Below are 16,688 nucleotides of genomic sequence, written 5' to 3'. Positions count from 1 at the left end.
CTAGGCTCTAGTGTTTTCAATAATCATATTTAACTAGCACAACGAGTTAATTATATAATAAAATTAAAAAATAGATTATGATATAATATAATTATTGATATTTTTTAATCAAGAGAGGAGAAGGACATGAGTGAAATAAATTTAAAAATAGACAAGACAGTTGAGTGGTTAAGAGAAAAAGTGAAAGAAGCTAACTGTAATGGTCTTGTAGTTGGAGTATCAGGTGGGATAGACTCAGCAGTAGTTGCATATTTAATAAAAAAAGCATTTCCTAAAAATTCTATGGGAGTGATTATGAGCATAAAAAGTAATCCAAAGGATAGGGAAGATGCACTTAAAGTTATAAATGGATGCAATATAGATTATATTGACTTAGATCTTACCACTGAGCAAAATATGATACTTGAACAAGTTACATCTAAGTTAAAAGAGAAAAAATTATATAAAGAAGATAATTTAAAAATGACAGATGCAAATTTAAGAGCAAGGGTTAGAATGAGTACTGTTTATACTGTAGCTAACAATCTAGGATACTTAGTTGTAGGAACGGATAATGCTGCTGAAATACATACAGGATATTTTACTAAACATGGTGATGGTGGAGTTGATTTAATACCGTTAGCAAATCTTACAAAGAGAGAAGTATATGAATGGGCTAGAGTACTTGGAGTTCACAATGATATAATAAATAAAGCGCCATCTGCTGGACTTTGGGAAGGTCAAACTGATGAAATAGAAATGGGAACAACTTATGATATGATAGATGCGGTTATTGAAGGAAGACTAGATGAAGTGCCACAAAAAGATCAAGAGGTGATAGCAAGATTGCATAGAATAAGTGAGCATAAAAGACATACAGCATCAGCACCACCTAAGTTCTAATTTACTAAAATAAATATTTATGTTAAAATTTACAATGGAAAGATAAAATATCTAGATATTAATTAATAATATGGGTAAATATGTAAACAATAACCCTAAGATATATAAATTAATTATACGTATTAAGGAGTGGAAATTATGGGACGTATAGGAAATATAATAAACAAAAAAGGTAAACAAGATGCTAAAAGAGCTAAAATATTCACTAAACATGCTAGAGCGATAGCTGTTGCAGCTAAAGAAGGTGGAGGAAACCCTGATTATAATGCAGCATTAAAAACAGCTATAGAAAAAGCTAAAGCTGATAATATGCCTAATGATAATATAGACAGAGCTGTAGCAAAAGGTGCTGGAGCTGGAGCTAACGAAAACTATGAAACAATAGTTTATGAAGGATACGGACCAGGTGGAGTTGCTGTTATAGTTGAAACTTTAACTGATAACAAAAATAGAACTGCTGGTAATGTAAGATACTACTTCGATAAGAATGGTGGTAACTTAGGAACTAGCGGATGTGTATCATTTATGTTCGATAACAAAGGACAAATATTAATAGAAGCTAACGACGATGTATCTGAAGATGAATTAATGGAAGTTGCGTTAGAAGCGGGAGCGGAAGATTTCATAGCAGAAGAAGATGGATATGAAGTAGTTACTGCACCAGAAGATTTTGCAGCAGTTAGAGATGAATTACAAGCTAAGGGATATGAATTTATATCTGCAGATGTTAAGTTAATACCTCAAACAACTACAGAATTAACTGATGAAACTCAATTAAAAATGATGAACAAGTTAGTTGATATGTTAGAAGATGATGATGATGTTCAAAATGTTTATCATAACTGGGAAATAGCTGAATAATAGCAATATATAAACAGTTAAAGCTAGTATTTACAATAGTTTTAGCAGTGAAATGATAATTGAAATTATAGGGAAATATGAAGTGAAAATCAATTTTTTATGACATATATACCAATATTCAATAATTTTTACTATGACAAATTAACGATATATGAAGTCATTTAAATAGCCTCATTTGTTAAGTTAAAAGTCTTGATTAAACAAGAATAGAAACTTAATGAAGGAGGCTATTTTCTATGTTATTAGATGACTTAATAAAAGATATTAGATAAGTATAAGACATTGTGCATATATAATGTAATATAAAGCACTGTAATAAAAAACAGTATATAAAATACACTGTTTAAAATAAATGTATTAACTTGACTATAATATTTATAGATAAAAGCACAATCAATATTATCTGAATCCAGTTGAAGAAAGAAATTTTGTTCATATCACACCACCTATAAAATTATACTGTATTAGTATTGTATCATGTAAGACAATAAAAAAGTATCTCTAAGAAATTTCTTAGAGATACTTTTTTAATAGAAAAATTATTTTTATCAGTGGATTAAAATTAATAATATTTAAAATTTGCCTGAAGGTGTATTGTGTATTCAAGCAACCTATGTATTATTTACATTTAAAGCTAGAACAATAAGTTTCTGATGCTGCGTTAGTTATTGGAGCAGATGTAGTTACACCTATATTACTAAGAACGCATACCGTCCCAGCATTATTAACACAACTTTTTACATTACATCCTATTAATGTATTATTACTAGAATTATCAGCATTATTAGTAAAGCTTTCATTTGATTGTTCTACAAAAGTATTGCAGCAAGTATGAGTGCTTGTACGAGACTTCTTACCATTTATAGAAATCTTATTAGCATAGCACATACCACTATCATTATGACCACAGTTATTTACATTACAGTTTATACTAGACATATAACTTACCTCCCAATAAATATTTTAATCTATAAGGAGTATGGACATATTTAAATAAAAATATAGCCAATAAATAAAAAAATATATAATAAAAAATAGAGGAAAGTATAAAACTATTCCTCTTTTGTGAAAATTTTAATTTAAAGAAGAGAAAAGAGAATTAAATATGTCCTCACTCATGAGTATTTTTGCTATTAATGTAGATGAAGTTGGATAAGATTTTATTATCGGACATATTTCAAAAAGTTTATTTTCATAATCTGAAATTGATAATTTTATTCCTGATTTGATTTGATTTTCAAACTCAAAGGTTAAATCTCTTATTTTCAAAAAATCATCTAAAGTAAGTTTATAAAATACAGATGCTTTATGTTGAGGCTGTTTTAAAAGAATTAAGTTTTGTTTAAATTCGATAAAATCTAATCTATCATAAATTATTTGAATATATGAGCTCAAACTATCACCCCCTAAGATTATATTCAAAATATATCTTATAATATGTATATATTATTAATAGTGAAACAAAAAATACTAATATTTGGATAAAATGTATAAAAATATAGGTTATGGAAACAATATTTGATATAAGGAGGTTATTTATATGTTCGAGAGAAAAGAGCCCTTCCAATGGAAGACACCTATATTAATATTAACTGGAATATTAGTACTGAGTGGAGGTATTTATGTAGGGATAAAAACTAGAAAAGTAGAAGAGAAACCAGCATTTAATAATGAAATAATAAATGAAGAAAATGAAAAAACTAAAGATTCATTTGAATTAAGTGAGAATTGTGAGATTTGGTTATACAATCGTAGTGAAGAAGGAAGTTTAATAAATTCAGAGCCTAGTATGATAGGAATTGTACCGGAAGAATTACTTGATAAAACAAAAGAAGAAATACGAACATACTTATCTGAAAAATATCCAGATAAAGAGATTGATAGTATAACACAACATGAAATCGTATTATCGGAAAAAGCTCCTTTAAATGATGTATCAAGAAGTAATAAATATTCTTTAGAAGTAGAAGATGGATTTATAGGACTTTATAAATATGATATAAATGGAAAGCGAGAGCTAATCGAAAATACGGAAATAAAATTAGATTCTTTGCCACAGTCAGTTCAAGAAGAAATTCAAAAAGGTGTAGTAGTTGATACTCAAGATGATGCATATTCAAGACTTGAAAGTTTCGGAAGTTAATAAAAACAACCTAATATAAGGTTGTTTTTTTGTGTATATAAAAACTTATGATATAATATATTAGAACGTAAGTTTTGCATATTATGTAAAAATATATATTATTATTGATATAGATAAATAAAAATTTTTTAGGAGGAAGCTGACACTTTGATAATACTAGGTATAGACCCAGGAATAGCAATAGTTGGATATGGAATAATAGAATATAAAAATAGTAAATTTAAAGTAATAGATTATGGAGCAGTAACTACTCCTGCAGGAATGGATGTATTAAAAAGATTAGAACTTGTTTACAAGGGAATAGATATGCTTATAAAAAATTACAACATAGATGAAGTGGGCATAGAAGAGTTGTTCTTTAATAAAAATGTAAAGACAGCAATTACAGTTGCTCAAGCGAGAGGAGTTACCATGCTTGCTTGTGCTCATAATAATAAACCTGTTTATGAATATACACCTTTACAAGTAAAGCAAGGTGTAGTTGGATACGGAAGAGCACAAAAAGCTCAAGTACAGCAAATGGTTACATCGTTTTTAAATCTAAAAAAAGTACCAAAACCAGATGACGTAGCAGATGCCTTGGCAGTGGCAATTTGTCATGCGCATGCTAATAAGTTAGAAAAAACTCTAAAGAATATAGGGGGAAGTTATGTATAGTTATATAAAAGGAACGGTAGAAGAAATTAACTTAGATTATGTAGTAATAGACAATAACAATATAGGATATAAAATAAATGTATCTAGTAATACTATAAAAGACTTACATTTAGGAAGTATGGCAAAAATTTATACTAAATTAATAGTAAGAGAAGATGATATGAGTCTTTGTGGATTTGCTACTAAAGAAGAAATGAAGATGTTTGAACTTTTGACTTCAGTATCAAAAATAGGACCTAAAGTAGGTTTATCCATATTATCATTTGCATCCCCAGGACAGCTTGGTGCATATATATTAAGTGAGGATGTATCAAAACTTTCTAAAGCACCAGGTGTAGGTAAAAAAACAGCAGAGAGAATAGTACTTGAATTAAAAGATAAAGTCGATAAAAATAATGTTGAGTTTGAACCGACATTACTTTCAAGTGAACCAATAGCTGTATCTAAAGATGAAGCAGTAGATGCGTTAGTAGCACTTGGATACTCATCATCAGAAGCTAAAGAAGCAGTTGATAATTGTAAAAAGGATGGATTAAATACAGAAGATATAATAAAGAAATCATTAACTTATATAATGAGTAAATCCTTAAGATAGAAAGGAGATGAGTTTTAATGTTTGATTTTCAAGATGAAGATAGAATAATAACATCAACGATGCAAAATGAAGATGTAGATGTTGAAAATAGTTTAAGACCAAAATCTTTAGAGGATTATTTAGGTCAAGAAAAAGCAAAAGAGCAGCTTAAGATATTTATAGAAGCTGCAAAAAGTAGAAATGAACAACTTGATCATGTTCTTTTATACGGACCTCCTGGATTAGGAAAAACAACCTTAGCAAGTATAATAGCTAATGAGATGGGTGTAAATTTAAGAATAACATCGGGTCCAGCAATAGAACGTGCTGGAGATTTAGCAGCAATACTTACAAATTTAAGTGAAAATGATGTGTTATTTATAGATGAAATACATCGTATAAATAGAAGTGTGGAAGAAGTTTTATATTCAGCTATGGAAGACTTTTGTTTAGATATAATAATAGGAAAAGGTCCATCGGCAAGAAGTATAAGACTTGATTTACCTAAGTTTACATTGATAGGCGCAACAACTAGAGCTGGTATGCTTACAAACCCACTTAGAGATAGATTTGGAGTTATATGTAAACTAGATTATTATACAGTTGATGAATTAGCTAAGATAGTAGTAAGATCCTCAGAAATTTTAGGTGCAAAAATACAAATAGGTGGAGCAACTGAAATAGCAAGACGTTCAAGAGGAACACCAAGAATAGCAAATAGACTTTTAAAGAGAGTAAGAGATTATGCTCAAGTTAGAGCAGATGGTAATATAACTGATGATGTTGCCAATAAAGCATTAGAGTTATTAGGTGTAGATAGTTTAGGACTTGATTATGTAGATGAAAAACTTTTAATGACTATAATACAAAAGTTTAGAGGAGGTCCGGTTGGACTTGACACACTAGCAGCATCTATAGGAGAAGACAGAAATACTATAGAAGATGTTTATGAACCATATTTACTTCAGTTAGGATTTATAAATAGAGGCCCAAGAGGAAGAATAGCTATGCCATTAGCATATGATCATCTTAATATACCTTATCCTACAAAATAAAACATAGACATAAAATATAATACAATAATTTTGAAGTTACTTTAATTTTGATATAACAAGGTAAAATGTTATAATTTCTAAAAAATACACACAATATATATTTAATAGGTGTATAGAAAAAATATACTTTTTTTGTTATTATGGTAACTGTATAAAATTTTGGAAAGGAAGTTTAAATTGAAAACAAGCGACTTTTATTTTGACTTACCAGAAGAGTTAATTGCTCAAGTACCTATATTAGATAGATCAAGTTCTAAATTAATGGTACTAGACAAAGAAACTGGAGAAATTGAACATAAAACATTCAAAAATGTAATAGATTATCTAAATCCTGGAGACTGCTTAGTACTTAACAATACTAGAGTAATACCGGCAAGGCTTATAGGTGAAAAAGTAGACACAGGTGGTAAGATAGAATTCTTATTATTAAAAAGAACTGAAGAAGATACTTGGCAAGCATTAGTAAAGCCAGGTAAAAGAGCGAAAATAGGAACTAAGTTTTCTTTTGGAAATGGAAAGCTTATAGGAGAAGTAGTAGGTTTAGCTGAAGAAGGTTCTAGAATAATCAAATTCCATTATGAAGGAATATTTGAGGAAGTTTTAGATGAACTTGGAAATATGCCACTACCTCCATATATAACAGAAAGATTAGAAGAAAGAGAAAGATATCAAACTGTTTACTCTAAGCATAATGGTTCCGCAGCAGCACCGACAGCAGGTCTTCACTTTACTGAAGAATTGCTTCAACAAATAAAGGATAAGGGCGTAGATATAGCATTTGTAACCCTTCATGTAGGACTTGGAACTTTTAGACCAGTTAAGGTTGATAATGTATTAGAACATGAGATGCATTCAGAATATTATATGGTTGATAAAGAAGCTGCACAAAAGATAAATAATGCTAAGAAAAATGGACATAACGTAGTTTGTGTAGGAACAACTAGTTGTAGAACAGTAGAATCAGCAACTAATGAAGACGGGATAATAGAAGAAACTAGCGGATGGACTAATATATTTATTTATCCAGGATATAAATTCAAAATGGTAGATAAACTTATAACTAATTTTCATTTACCAGAATCAACATTAATTATGTTAGTGAGTGCGCTTTCTAGCAAAGAGAATGTGCTAAATGCTTATGAAGCGGCTGTAAAAGAAAGATATAGATTCTTTAGTTTTGGAGATGCTATGATTGTAAAATAGTTAAATAGAGAATATATAGGGGGAACTATGAAAAATATAGATAAAAGTAATATATCACTAAGAGTAGCGTATATATTTGAATCAATATTAGCCATGGTAGTTTTAATAGCAGTATTTTTAGGAACAATAGACGTTCTAAGAACGATATGGACTGCATATATCGTTGAATATCAGATTCCTGTTGCATACAGTCAATTAAATGATATACTAGCACAAATACTTCTTTTAGTTATAGCTTTAGAATTTGTGGTTATGCTATCTTTGCATATACCAGGAACAATAATAGAAGTTTTATTATATGCAATAGCAAGAAAGATGATACTACTTCCGAAAAGTGGAGGTATGTCAGAAGTATTATTAGGCGTAATTGCAATAGCCGGATTATTTATAATAAGAAAATATTTATTAACAAAAGATAACAGCAATCTGAATATAACAAGTATACATTATGACAGTGATGATGATATTACAGATGATAAAGACCCTATAGAAGATGACAAAACTTTAGATACAGCAAATATATAAATTTCAATATAGATAAACAAAAGACTAGATTAAGGAGACAAAAAACATGAGTGCAATAAGATACGAGCTTATAAAAACATGTAAACAAAGTGGGGCAAGACTTGGAAGACTTCATACTCCACATGGTGTTATAGAAACACCTATATTTATGCCGGTTGGAACTCAAGCAACGGTAAAATCAATGACGCCAGAAGAACTTAAAGAAATTGGTTCACAAATAATATTAAGTAACACATATCATTTATATATGAGACCAGGTCACGACTTAGTTAAAGAAGCTGGTGGATTACATAAATTTATGAATTGGGATAGACCAATACTTACAGATAGTGGAGGGTTCCAAGTATTTAGCTTAGGTCCACTTAGAAAGATAACAGAAGAGGGTGTTCACTTTAGATCACATATAGATGGATCAAAACACTTTATAAGTCCTGAAAAGGCTATGGAAATTCAAAATGCTTTAGGTTCAGATATAATGATGGCATTTGATGAATGTGCTCCATATCCAGCTGATAGAGAATATGTTAAAAACTCTTTAGAAAGAACTACAAGATGGTTAAAAAGATGTAAAGAGGCTCATAAGAATACAGAAAATCAAGCTTTATTTGGTATAATTCAAGGTGGAATGTATAAAGATTTAAGAGAACAATCGGCTAAAGAAATATTAGAACTAGATTTACCAGGATACGCAGTTGGTGGTTTAAGTGTTGGAGAGCCAAAAGAATTAATGTATGAAGTATTAGATTATACAGTACCTTTAATGCCAGAAGATAAGCCAAGATATTTAATGGGTGTTGGTAGTCCTGATGATTTATTAGAAGGTGTTATAAGGGGAATAGACATGTTTGACTGTGTGTTACCTACTCGTATAGCTAGAAATGGTACGGCAATGACTAGTGTTGGAAAAGTAGTTGTTAGAAATGCAAAATATGCAAGAGACTTTAGTCCACTAGATCCAAACTGTGATTGTTATTGCTGTAGAAATTATACAAGAGCATATATAAGACATTTAGTCAAGGCTAATGAAATATTAGCATCAAGATTAATAACTACTCACAATTTATACTTCTTATTAAACTTAATGAAGCAAGTAAGAGAAGCGATAATGGAAGATAGATTATTAGATTTCAAGGAAGAATTCTTCAAGGCATATGGATACACAAAATAAATTAAAATATACTATTAATTATAATTATTTTAATATATAATATTATATATTAAAATAATTATAAACTTTGAAGGAGTGGAACAGATGAGTGCACAAACACAACAGATGATCATGGGATTACTTATGTGGGTTGCAGTATTTGGAGTATTTTATTTCTTACTTATAAGACCACAAAAGAAAAAAGATAAAATGTTAAAAGAGATGAGAGAAAACTTAAGCGTTGGAGATAAGGTTACTACTATAGGTGGTATAATAGCTCACGTTGCTAAGGTTGAAGAAAATGCTGTAATATTAGAAATAGGACCAAACAGAACTAAAGTACCATTTGAAAAATGGGCTATAGGAACTGTTGAATCTAAAGAATCTAAAGAAGCATAATAAATAGTAATGTTTGTACCTTTTCTTGAATATATATTAACGAGTATATATTTGAGGGGAGGTATTTTTTATGGATAAAGCAAATCATATTCTAAAGGGCTTAGGATATTCGTACATATTAACACTAGCAACACTATTAATATATAACTTAGCCCTTACTTTTACTAATTTATCAGGAAATTCTATAGCTGTAGCATCATCAGCAATAACTACAGCATCATCAGCATTTGGTGGATTTTATGCATCAAAGAAGATAAAAGAAAAAGGTCTTATATATGGCCTACTAGTTGGTCTTATGTATATAGTATGTCTTACATTAATAGTATTTTTAGCTAAAGATAGCTTTGAATTTGAAATGGATATATTATATAAAATATTGCTAGTATCTTTAGCTGGTGGTATAGGCGGAGTTTTAGGTGTAAACTTTAAATAATATTCCACATTTAGAAAATTATATGATATAATCAGTTAAGAAACTTTTGAGTAGGAGGAACTTAAGTATGGAAAAGAAACATGTAAAAACTTTATCTAGTGCTACTTTAAAGGAAAGTGCTGCAAAAGGTGGATGTGGAGAATGTCAAACTTCTTGCCAATCAGCTTGCAAAACTTCTTGTACAGTTGCAAACCAAGAGTGTGAAAGATAATAATTTATGATAAACACAAAAAGACGTCATTACTATGGCGTCTTTTTGTGTTTATTATAAATTATATAGGGGAGTAATAACCATAACTATTGCCAATAATATATATATTCAAAATAAGAGGAGGCATAGTTATGAAGAATAAAAAAAACAAAAATATAGAAGAGTTAACATCTGAAATATTAGGGAATGCTTTTATAGGAAATTTATTTGATATATCAAATGATATAGATAATACATCACAAAATCTAGTAACTTATCTAGAATTAGATAATATAAAAAATTTAAGTAAGGAATATAAAATTGACAGTAAAAAGAAGTAAATTTCAGTTAAATTTTAATTATTAATTAATGTTGAGTAAGTCTATGAACTATAAAATATAAATATGTAATTACTATATATTTAATATATAAAGATGAGTTTATACTTTATCAACCATTATATCTTATGTTAAAATGGTGTATAATCAAATAAATAAGATTTAACAGCGTATAGGAGAGAAAAATTATGTCAAAAGTAGCAAAGGCGGCTGTAGGATTAATGGCGGCAACTTTAGTTGCTAAAATCTTAGGCTTTGGTAGAGAATTAGCCCTAGCTTCAGCATATGGAGCATCAGGAGTTAGTGATGCATTTTTAGTGGCTATGAACATACCAGCAGTAATATTTACTGCTATAGGTACATCTCTAGGAACTGCATTTATTCCACTTTATTGTGAAGTAAATGCGAATAAGGGAGAGAAAGCATCTAATAAGTTTACAAATAATGTATTTAATATTGTTGTAATTATATGTTTATTACTTTCAGCGATAGGAGCAATATTTACACCACAAATAGTAAAAATATTTGCGGTAGGATTTGAAGGTGAAACACTTCGTTTAGCAGTTTATTTTACAAGAGTAATGATATTAGGATTAGCATTTTTAGGAATGAGTTATATTATGATGGCATACTTACAAGTAAAAGAAAATTTTATAATACCAGGTCTTATGCCAGTTCCATATAATATTCTTATAATTACATCAATAATTATAAGTGTAAAGATAAGTCCTTATTTATTGCCTTGGGGTACTCTAATTGGATTATCACTTCAATTTTTATTCCAACTTCCTTTTGCAATGAAAAAAGGATATAGATATAAGTCGTACATAGATGTAAAAGATGAGCATCTTAAGAGAATGCTTTGGCTTATAGCACCAGTTTTAATAGGCGTTGCAGTTAATCAAATAAATACTATAGTAGATAGAACTATAGCATCTACATTGGTTGAAGGTAGTATATCGGCATTAAACTATGCTACGAAGCTAAATCAGTTTGTTATGGGTATGTTTATAGTTTCTATATCATCTGTTGTATATCCTATGTTGTCAAAGTTATCATCTGAAAACAACAAAGAACAGTTTAATAAATCAATAATAACATCGGTAAATACAGTTACATTGCTAGTTATACCTATATCTATTGGGGCGATAATACTTGCTAATCCAATTGTTAAGTTGTTATTCCAAAGAGGTGAGTTTGATGCTAGAGCGACTCATATGACAGCTGTTGCTCTTACATTCTATTCAATTGGTATGATAGGATATGGTCTTAGAGATATATTGGGAAAAGTATTTTACTCAATACAGGATACAAAAACTCCTATGATAAATGGAGTAATAGCAATGATTTTGAATATAACACTTAACATATTATTTGTTAAATTTACAAACATGCAACTTGCAGGTCTTGCATTTGCAACTAGTATATCAGCTTTATTTACTATAACATTATTATTTATAAGCCTGAAAAGAAAAATAGGTAGTTTCGGCGGAAAATCTATAGCACTAGGTATGATTAAGTCTTTAATTTCAGGTATTATAATGGCAGTAGTAACTTTATTTACATATAATACTATGGCTAACCTGATAGGTAGTGGATTTATAAAAGAGGCTATAACTTTAGTAATATCAGTAGCAATAGGTGCAATAGTTTATGGTATAAGTATAATAATACTTAAAGTAGATGAAGTTAATATAATTTTAGATAAAGTTAGAGAAAAGCTTAATAAAAGATAAATGGAGATGGAGATATTTTAAAATAAACACTTGTTTTAAAATACTCCATTTTTTACGCTTAAGGATATTATAATACTTTAAAAAATTTAGATAAATTATAAATGTAAGTAATATAAATAAAATTTTGATATAATAAACTAAAAATCCTTAATGAATAGCAGAAGGAGATAATCATGATACCTAAAAGAGTAAAGCAATTTTATGTTAATGTGACAGATAAGATGACTAAAAAAGATTATGATTATGCTAAGGAAATATTGAATAGTAAAGAATTGGAATTATTCATGAAGTTATCTAAATCAGAACAAAAGCATAGTATCAGAATAGCAAAAGATATAGAATTTACTATAGATAATAAGGAAATTAAAGATGAAGAAATATTAAAAAATAAAAATATATTAATTAAGTCAGCTTTATTACATGATATAGGAAAAATTACTAAACGATTAAATGTAATTGATAAATCTGTAATAGTTATATTAAATAAATTGACTAATGGTAAATTAAAAAAATTGAAAAAATCTAAAAAAATACAGTGTTATTATAATCATAGTAGTTACGGATATGCAATTTTAAAAGATATTATTGATGATGAGATTATATTAGATATAGTTAAAAATCATCATAGTGACGAAACAAATAATGTAGTTAGTTTTTTTAAACAAATAGATGACAAGAACTAGATATTTATCTATATATAATTAAGTAGTAAAAGATAGAGTAATTTTATATAAATACCAAATTTAAAAATAATAAAAAATAGAATTAAATGGTTAAAAGGTGAATTTGGTAATAATCTTGCGTATACTTTATATAAGTTATATAATGAAGAATAGATTAATTTTAATTCGAGTAAGGTGTGTTTTGATATAGATAAATCGAATAGATAATGTAAAGGAGAGAAAAATGAGTATGATACATAAGTTCTCAATGAACGGATACAATATAGTACTAGATGTTAACGGAGGGGCAGTTCATGTTGTAGATGAAGTTGCTTATAATCTAGTTGACTTATATAAGGAAAAAACTAAAGAAGAAATAATAGAAAGTCTAAAAGAAAATTATACAGTAGAGCAAATAAATGAAGCTTATGATGAAATAAAGACATTAGAAGAAGAAGGTCTTTTATACACAGAGGATACATATCAGTTCCATCCAAGTTTCGTAGCTAGAAAAAAAGTAGTTAAAGCTTTATGTTTACATGTGGCTCATGACTGTAATTTAAAATGTAAATACTGTTTTGCTGCACAAGGTGACTTCGGCGGAGAAAAGCAAATGATGAGCTTTGAAGTTGGTAAAGCGGCTATAGATTACTTAATAGCTAATTCAGGAAATAGAAGAAACCTAGAAATAGATTTCTTTGGCGGAGAGCCACTAATGAATTTTGATGTAGTAAAGCAATTGGTTGAATATGGAAGAAGTGTAGAAAAAGAAAATAACAAAAATATAAGATTTACTATAACTACTAATGGAATACTATTAGATGACGAAAAGATAGAGTATATAAATGAGAATATGCATAATGTAGTATTAAGTTTAGATGGTAGAAAAGAAGTAAATGATAATATGAGACCTACATTGAATGACAAAGGAAGTCATGATATTATATTACCTAAATTTAAAAAGCTTATAGAAACTAGACCAAAAGATAAATATTATTATATAAGAGGAACATTCACAAGAGAGAATTTAGATTTCTCTAATGATGTTATGCACTTTGCAAATGAAGGATTTGCACTTACTTCTGTTGAACCGGTTGTTGGAGATGAATCAAATCCTTATGCATTAAGAAAAGAAGATATGCCTAAAGTATTTGAAGAATACGAAAATTTAGCAATTAAATATGCAGATATGTTGAAAGATGGAAAAGACTTTAAATTCTTCCACTTTATGATAGATTTAAATCAAGGACCATGCGTAATAAAGAGAATAACAGGATGTGGGGCAGGAAATGAATATCTTGCTATAACTCCAGAGGGAGATATATACCCATGTCACCAATTTGTTGGAAATGAAGATTATAAATTATCTAACATAATGAACGAAGAAATAGTATTCCCTCATGATTTAACAGAAAGTTTTAAAAATGCTCATGTATATAGCAAAGAAGATTGTAAAAAATGTTGGAATAAATTCTACTGCTCAGGTGGATGTCATGCAAATGCAACTAACTTCAATGGAGACGTTATGAAGCCCTATGAATTAGGTTGTGAAATGCAAAAGAAAAGAACAGAATGTTCTATAATGATACAAGCAAAATTAATGTTAGAAGGTGAATAATAATCTATGATAAAAGGATACCAAGGAATAGAACCTAAAATAGATGAAACTGCATTTATAGCAGAAAGTGTTGATGTTATAGGTAAAGTTAATATAGGGAAAAACACAAATATATGGTACGGATCGGTGTTAAGAGCAGATGATAACTACATAACTGTAGGTGAAAATACAAACATACAAGATGGAAGTGTAGTGCATATATCAGAGGGATACCCTACTATTATAGGCAATAATGTAACTATAGGTCATAAAGCAATAATTCATGGATGTGAAATTGGAGATAACACATTAATAGGTATGGGTTCAATCGTTTTAGATGGAGCTAAAGTTGGAGAATTTACACTACTTGGTGCTGGAAGTTTAGTACCGCCAGGAAAAGAAATACCATCAGGTGTATTAGCTATGGGTTCACCGGCTAAGGTAATAAGAGAACTTTCAGAGCAAGAAAAAGAAAATCTTACTAAATCAGCATTAAAATATGTAAAACTTGCAAACAATCATAAGTAACAAAATTAAAGGGGCAATTATTATATTGTCCCTTTAAAATTTTAGGAGTGGAATCTAGTGAGAATAAGTTATAAGAACTTAAAAAGATATAAAGAAATCGTACATATATTAATTAAATATGGATTTTCATTTATTGTGGAAAAGCTAAATATAGAAGATATAGCGTATAAAATACCTATTACAAATCCTTCTGAAGAGATAAAGAACATGTCTACAGCCACAAAGATTAGATGCGTTATAGAAGAATTAGGACCAACATATATAAAATTTGGGCAGTTATTAAGTACAAGGAAAGATTTATTTGATCAAGATATAATAGATGAGCTTTCTAAATTAAGAGACAGTGTAGAACCATTTGATACAGATATAGCAAAAGCTATATTTAAAAATGAGACTGGATTAGATATAGATGATATTTTTAAGGAATTTAATGACACTCCTATAGGATCTGCATCTATAGGTCAAGTTTATGAAGGTAAGTTAAAAAATAATGAAGATGTAATTGTAAAGATACAAAGACCTAATATAGAAGAAACTATAAAATCTGATATAGAAATATTAAGGAGTATAGCTTCAGCATTAAAAGATTTATATAAAGATATTGATATAGACTTAAAGCAGATAATAGAAGAGTTTAATACTCAATTAATTAGGGAATTAGACTATAATTTTGAAGCTATGAATGCTATTAAATTTAAAAAGATGTTTGAAGATAGTAAAGAAGTATATATACCATCTATATATAGTGAATATAGTACTCAAAAAGTATTAATAATGGAAAAAATAATAGGCATAAAGTTAAGTGATATTTCAAAAATAAGAGGGCTAGGTTGGAGTACGAAAAATATAGCTGAAATAGGTGTAAGGTCGCTATTTAAACAAGTATTTGAATATGGATTCTTTCATGGAGATCCGCATCCAGGAAATATATTTGTAGTAAGTAGCAATTGTATATCATATATAGATTTTGGAATGATCGGTATTATAGACAGCAAGACTTTAAGTTTTTTAAATCATATGGCAATTGCAATAAGTAAGAAAAATATAGATAGAGTGATTCGTTCGTTGATAGATATGAATATGTTGAATTCAGATATAGATACTAGTAGCTTTAGACAAGATTTATTATATTTAATGCACTATTATTATGATGTACCAATAGAGAAATTAAGTATATCTAATATTTTAAATGAGATGTTCAGATTTCTTAGAAGATATAAAGTATATATACCACCTCAACTTTCTATGCTTGCAAAAACTGTAATAACTTTAGAGGGAACTGCTAGAAGTTTAGATCCAGATTTTTCAATATCATCAGTAGCACAAGAATTTATTCAATATTATTATATCGAGAAGCTTAGCATAGATAAGACATTACTTAGAGCTAAAGATAGCACAGAGGAAGTACTTTTTGATATTAGAGCAATTCCAAGACAGTTAAAATCTATACTTAGAAATTTAGAGAATAATAATCTTAAAATAAAAATGGAAGATGTAAAGTTTACTAGTTTAGAACGATGCATAATTGATCTGGCTACAAAAATTTCACTAAGTTTAGTTTTAGCAGCTATGGTTGTTGGCTCTTCCCTTATAATATCATCACAAAATGTAAATCAAAATATTTGGATAAAAATGATGGCAATAATAGGTTTCTTTATATCATTTATAATAGGAATATTATTAATTATTAAAATTTTTAGAAGTCAATATAGAAAATAGTAAATAAAGTTATAGTAATAAAGATAGATATAAAAGCTT

At 28.6% G+C, this 16,688-nt stretch carries 20 protein-coding genes; 18 read left to right on the top strand and 2 right to left on the bottom strand.

From position 1 onward, the window contains the following. Positions 1–126: 126 nt before the first annotated feature. Positions 127–882 carry an NAD(+) synthase gene (gene nadE, locus CRIB_RS09920; RefSeq protein ID WP_180702215.1) on the top strand — a complete coding sequence of 252 codons (756 nt, stop codon included), beginning with the start codon at positions 127–129 and terminating at the stop codon, positions 880–882. Between the two features lie 138 nt (positions 883–1,020). Continuing rightward, positions 1,021–1,743: a YebC/PmpR family DNA-binding transcriptional regulator gene (locus CRIB_RS09915; protein WP_180702214.1), complete on the top strand. Its 723-nt coding sequence runs from the start codon at positions 1,021–1,023 to the stop codon at positions 1,741–1,743. A 618-nt stretch (positions 1,744–2,361) separates the two neighbouring features. Here CRIB_RS09915 and CRIB_RS09910 read toward each other — a convergent pair. Further along, positions 2,362–2,682: a DUF1540 domain-containing protein gene (locus CRIB_RS09910; RefSeq protein ID WP_180702213.1), complete on the bottom strand. Its 321-nt coding sequence runs from the start codon at positions 2,680–2,682 to the stop codon at positions 2,362–2,364. A 135-nt stretch (positions 2,683–2,817) separates the two neighbouring features. Then, entirely contained in the window at positions 2,818–3,138 is a 321-nt protein-coding gene (locus CRIB_RS09905; protein WP_180702212.1) for a hypothetical protein, read from the bottom strand. A 145-nt stretch (positions 3,139–3,283) separates the two neighbouring features. Between CRIB_RS09905 and CRIB_RS09900 the strand changes: the two genes are divergently transcribed. From CRIB_RS09900 to CRIB_RS09825, 16 genes are all read left to right on the top strand, one after another. Continuing rightward, positions 3,284–3,886: a hypothetical protein gene (locus tag CRIB_RS09900; RefSeq protein WP_180702211.1), complete on the top strand. Its 603-nt coding sequence runs from the start codon at positions 3,284–3,286 to the stop codon at positions 3,884–3,886. A 147-nt stretch (positions 3,887–4,033) separates the two neighbouring features. Next, entirely contained in the window at positions 4,034–4,543 is a 510-nt protein-coding gene (gene ruvC / locus CRIB_RS09895; protein WP_180702210.1) for a crossover junction endodeoxyribonuclease RuvC, read from the top strand. Next, positions 4,536–5,138 (top strand): Holliday junction branch migration protein RuvA, encoded by a 603-nt coding sequence (ruvA, locus tag CRIB_RS09890; protein ID WP_180702209.1) that lies wholly within the window; start codon positions 4,536–4,538, stop codon positions 5,136–5,138. Before ruvC ends, ruvA begins: the two co-directional genes overlap by 8 nt. Before the next feature lie 17 nt (positions 5,139–5,155). Further along, on the top strand, positions 5,156–6,172 hold the full coding sequence (gene ruvB / locus CRIB_RS09885) for a Holliday junction branch migration DNA helicase RuvB (protein WP_180702208.1): 1,017 nt from the start codon (positions 5,156–5,158) through the stop codon (positions 6,170–6,172). A 177-nt stretch (positions 6,173–6,349) separates the two neighbouring features. Then, a complete protein-coding gene (gene queA, locus CRIB_RS09880; protein ID WP_180702207.1) occupies positions 6,350–7,375 on the top strand; it encodes a tRNA preQ1(34) S-adenosylmethionine ribosyltransferase-isomerase QueA in 1,026 nt (341 codons plus the stop codon). A 27-nt stretch (positions 7,376–7,402) separates the two neighbouring features. Further along, positions 7,403–7,900: a phosphate-starvation-inducible PsiE family protein gene (locus CRIB_RS09875; protein WP_180702206.1), complete on the top strand. Its 498-nt coding sequence runs from the start codon at positions 7,403–7,405 to the stop codon at positions 7,898–7,900. 46 nt (positions 7,901–7,946) lie between these two features. Then, a complete protein-coding gene (gene tgt, locus CRIB_RS09870) occupies positions 7,947–9,068 on the top strand; it encodes a tRNA guanosine(34) transglycosylase Tgt (protein WP_180702205.1) in 1,122 nt (373 codons plus the stop codon). Positions 9,069–9,152: 84 nt separating this feature from the next. Continuing rightward, on the top strand, positions 9,153–9,446 hold the full coding sequence (gene yajC, locus CRIB_RS09865; protein ID WP_180702204.1) for a preprotein translocase subunit YajC: 294 nt from the start codon (positions 9,153–9,155) through the stop codon (positions 9,444–9,446). Between the two features lie 70 nt (positions 9,447–9,516). Beyond that, positions 9,517–9,879 carry a TIGR04086 family membrane protein gene (locus CRIB_RS09860; RefSeq protein WP_180702203.1) on the top strand — a complete coding sequence of 121 codons (363 nt, stop codon included), beginning with the start codon at positions 9,517–9,519 and terminating at the stop codon, positions 9,877–9,879. A 67-nt stretch (positions 9,880–9,946) separates the two neighbouring features. Further along, entirely contained in the window at positions 9,947–10,090 is a 144-nt protein-coding gene (gene scfA / locus CRIB_RS09855) for a six-cysteine ranthipeptide SCIFF (RefSeq protein WP_071119480.1), read from the top strand. Between the two features lie 131 nt (positions 10,091–10,221). Beyond that, on the top strand, positions 10,222–10,410 hold the full coding sequence (locus CRIB_RS09850; RefSeq protein ID WP_180702202.1) for a hypothetical protein: 189 nt from the start codon (positions 10,222–10,224) through the stop codon (positions 10,408–10,410). A 185-nt stretch (positions 10,411–10,595) separates the two neighbouring features. Continuing rightward, on the top strand, positions 10,596–12,143 hold the full coding sequence (murJ, locus tag CRIB_RS09845; protein ID WP_180702201.1) for a murein biosynthesis integral membrane protein MurJ: 1,548 nt from the start codon (positions 10,596–10,598) through the stop codon (positions 12,141–12,143). Positions 12,144–12,316: 173 nt separating this feature from the next. Then, positions 12,317–12,826 (top strand): HD domain-containing protein, encoded by a 510-nt coding sequence (locus tag CRIB_RS09840; RefSeq protein WP_180702200.1) that lies wholly within the window; start codon positions 12,317–12,319, stop codon positions 12,824–12,826. Between the two features lie 223 nt (positions 12,827–13,049). Continuing rightward, the gene (scfB, locus tag CRIB_RS09835; protein ID WP_180702199.1) at positions 13,050–14,423 is read left to right on the top strand and encodes a thioether cross-link-forming SCIFF peptide maturase; all 1,374 of its coding nucleotides are present in this window, start codon (positions 13,050–13,052) and stop codon (positions 14,421–14,423) included. Positions 14,424–14,429: 6 nt separating this feature from the next. Further along, entirely contained in the window at positions 14,430–14,930 is a 501-nt protein-coding gene (locus tag CRIB_RS09830) for a gamma carbonic anhydrase family protein (protein WP_180702198.1), read from the top strand. Positions 14,931–14,987: 57 nt separating this feature from the next. Further along, a complete protein-coding gene (locus tag CRIB_RS09825) occupies positions 14,988–16,649 on the top strand; it encodes an ABC1 kinase family protein (protein WP_180702197.1) in 1,662 nt (553 codons plus the stop codon). Positions 16,650–16,688: the final 39 nt, after the last annotated feature.

The organism is Romboutsia ilealis (assembly GCF_900015215.1).
Classification (GTDB): domain Bacteria; phylum Bacillota; class Clostridia; order Peptostreptococcales; family Peptostreptococcaceae; genus Romboutsia; species Romboutsia ilealis.
This window is presented reverse-complemented; position numbering and strand designations above follow the sequence as displayed.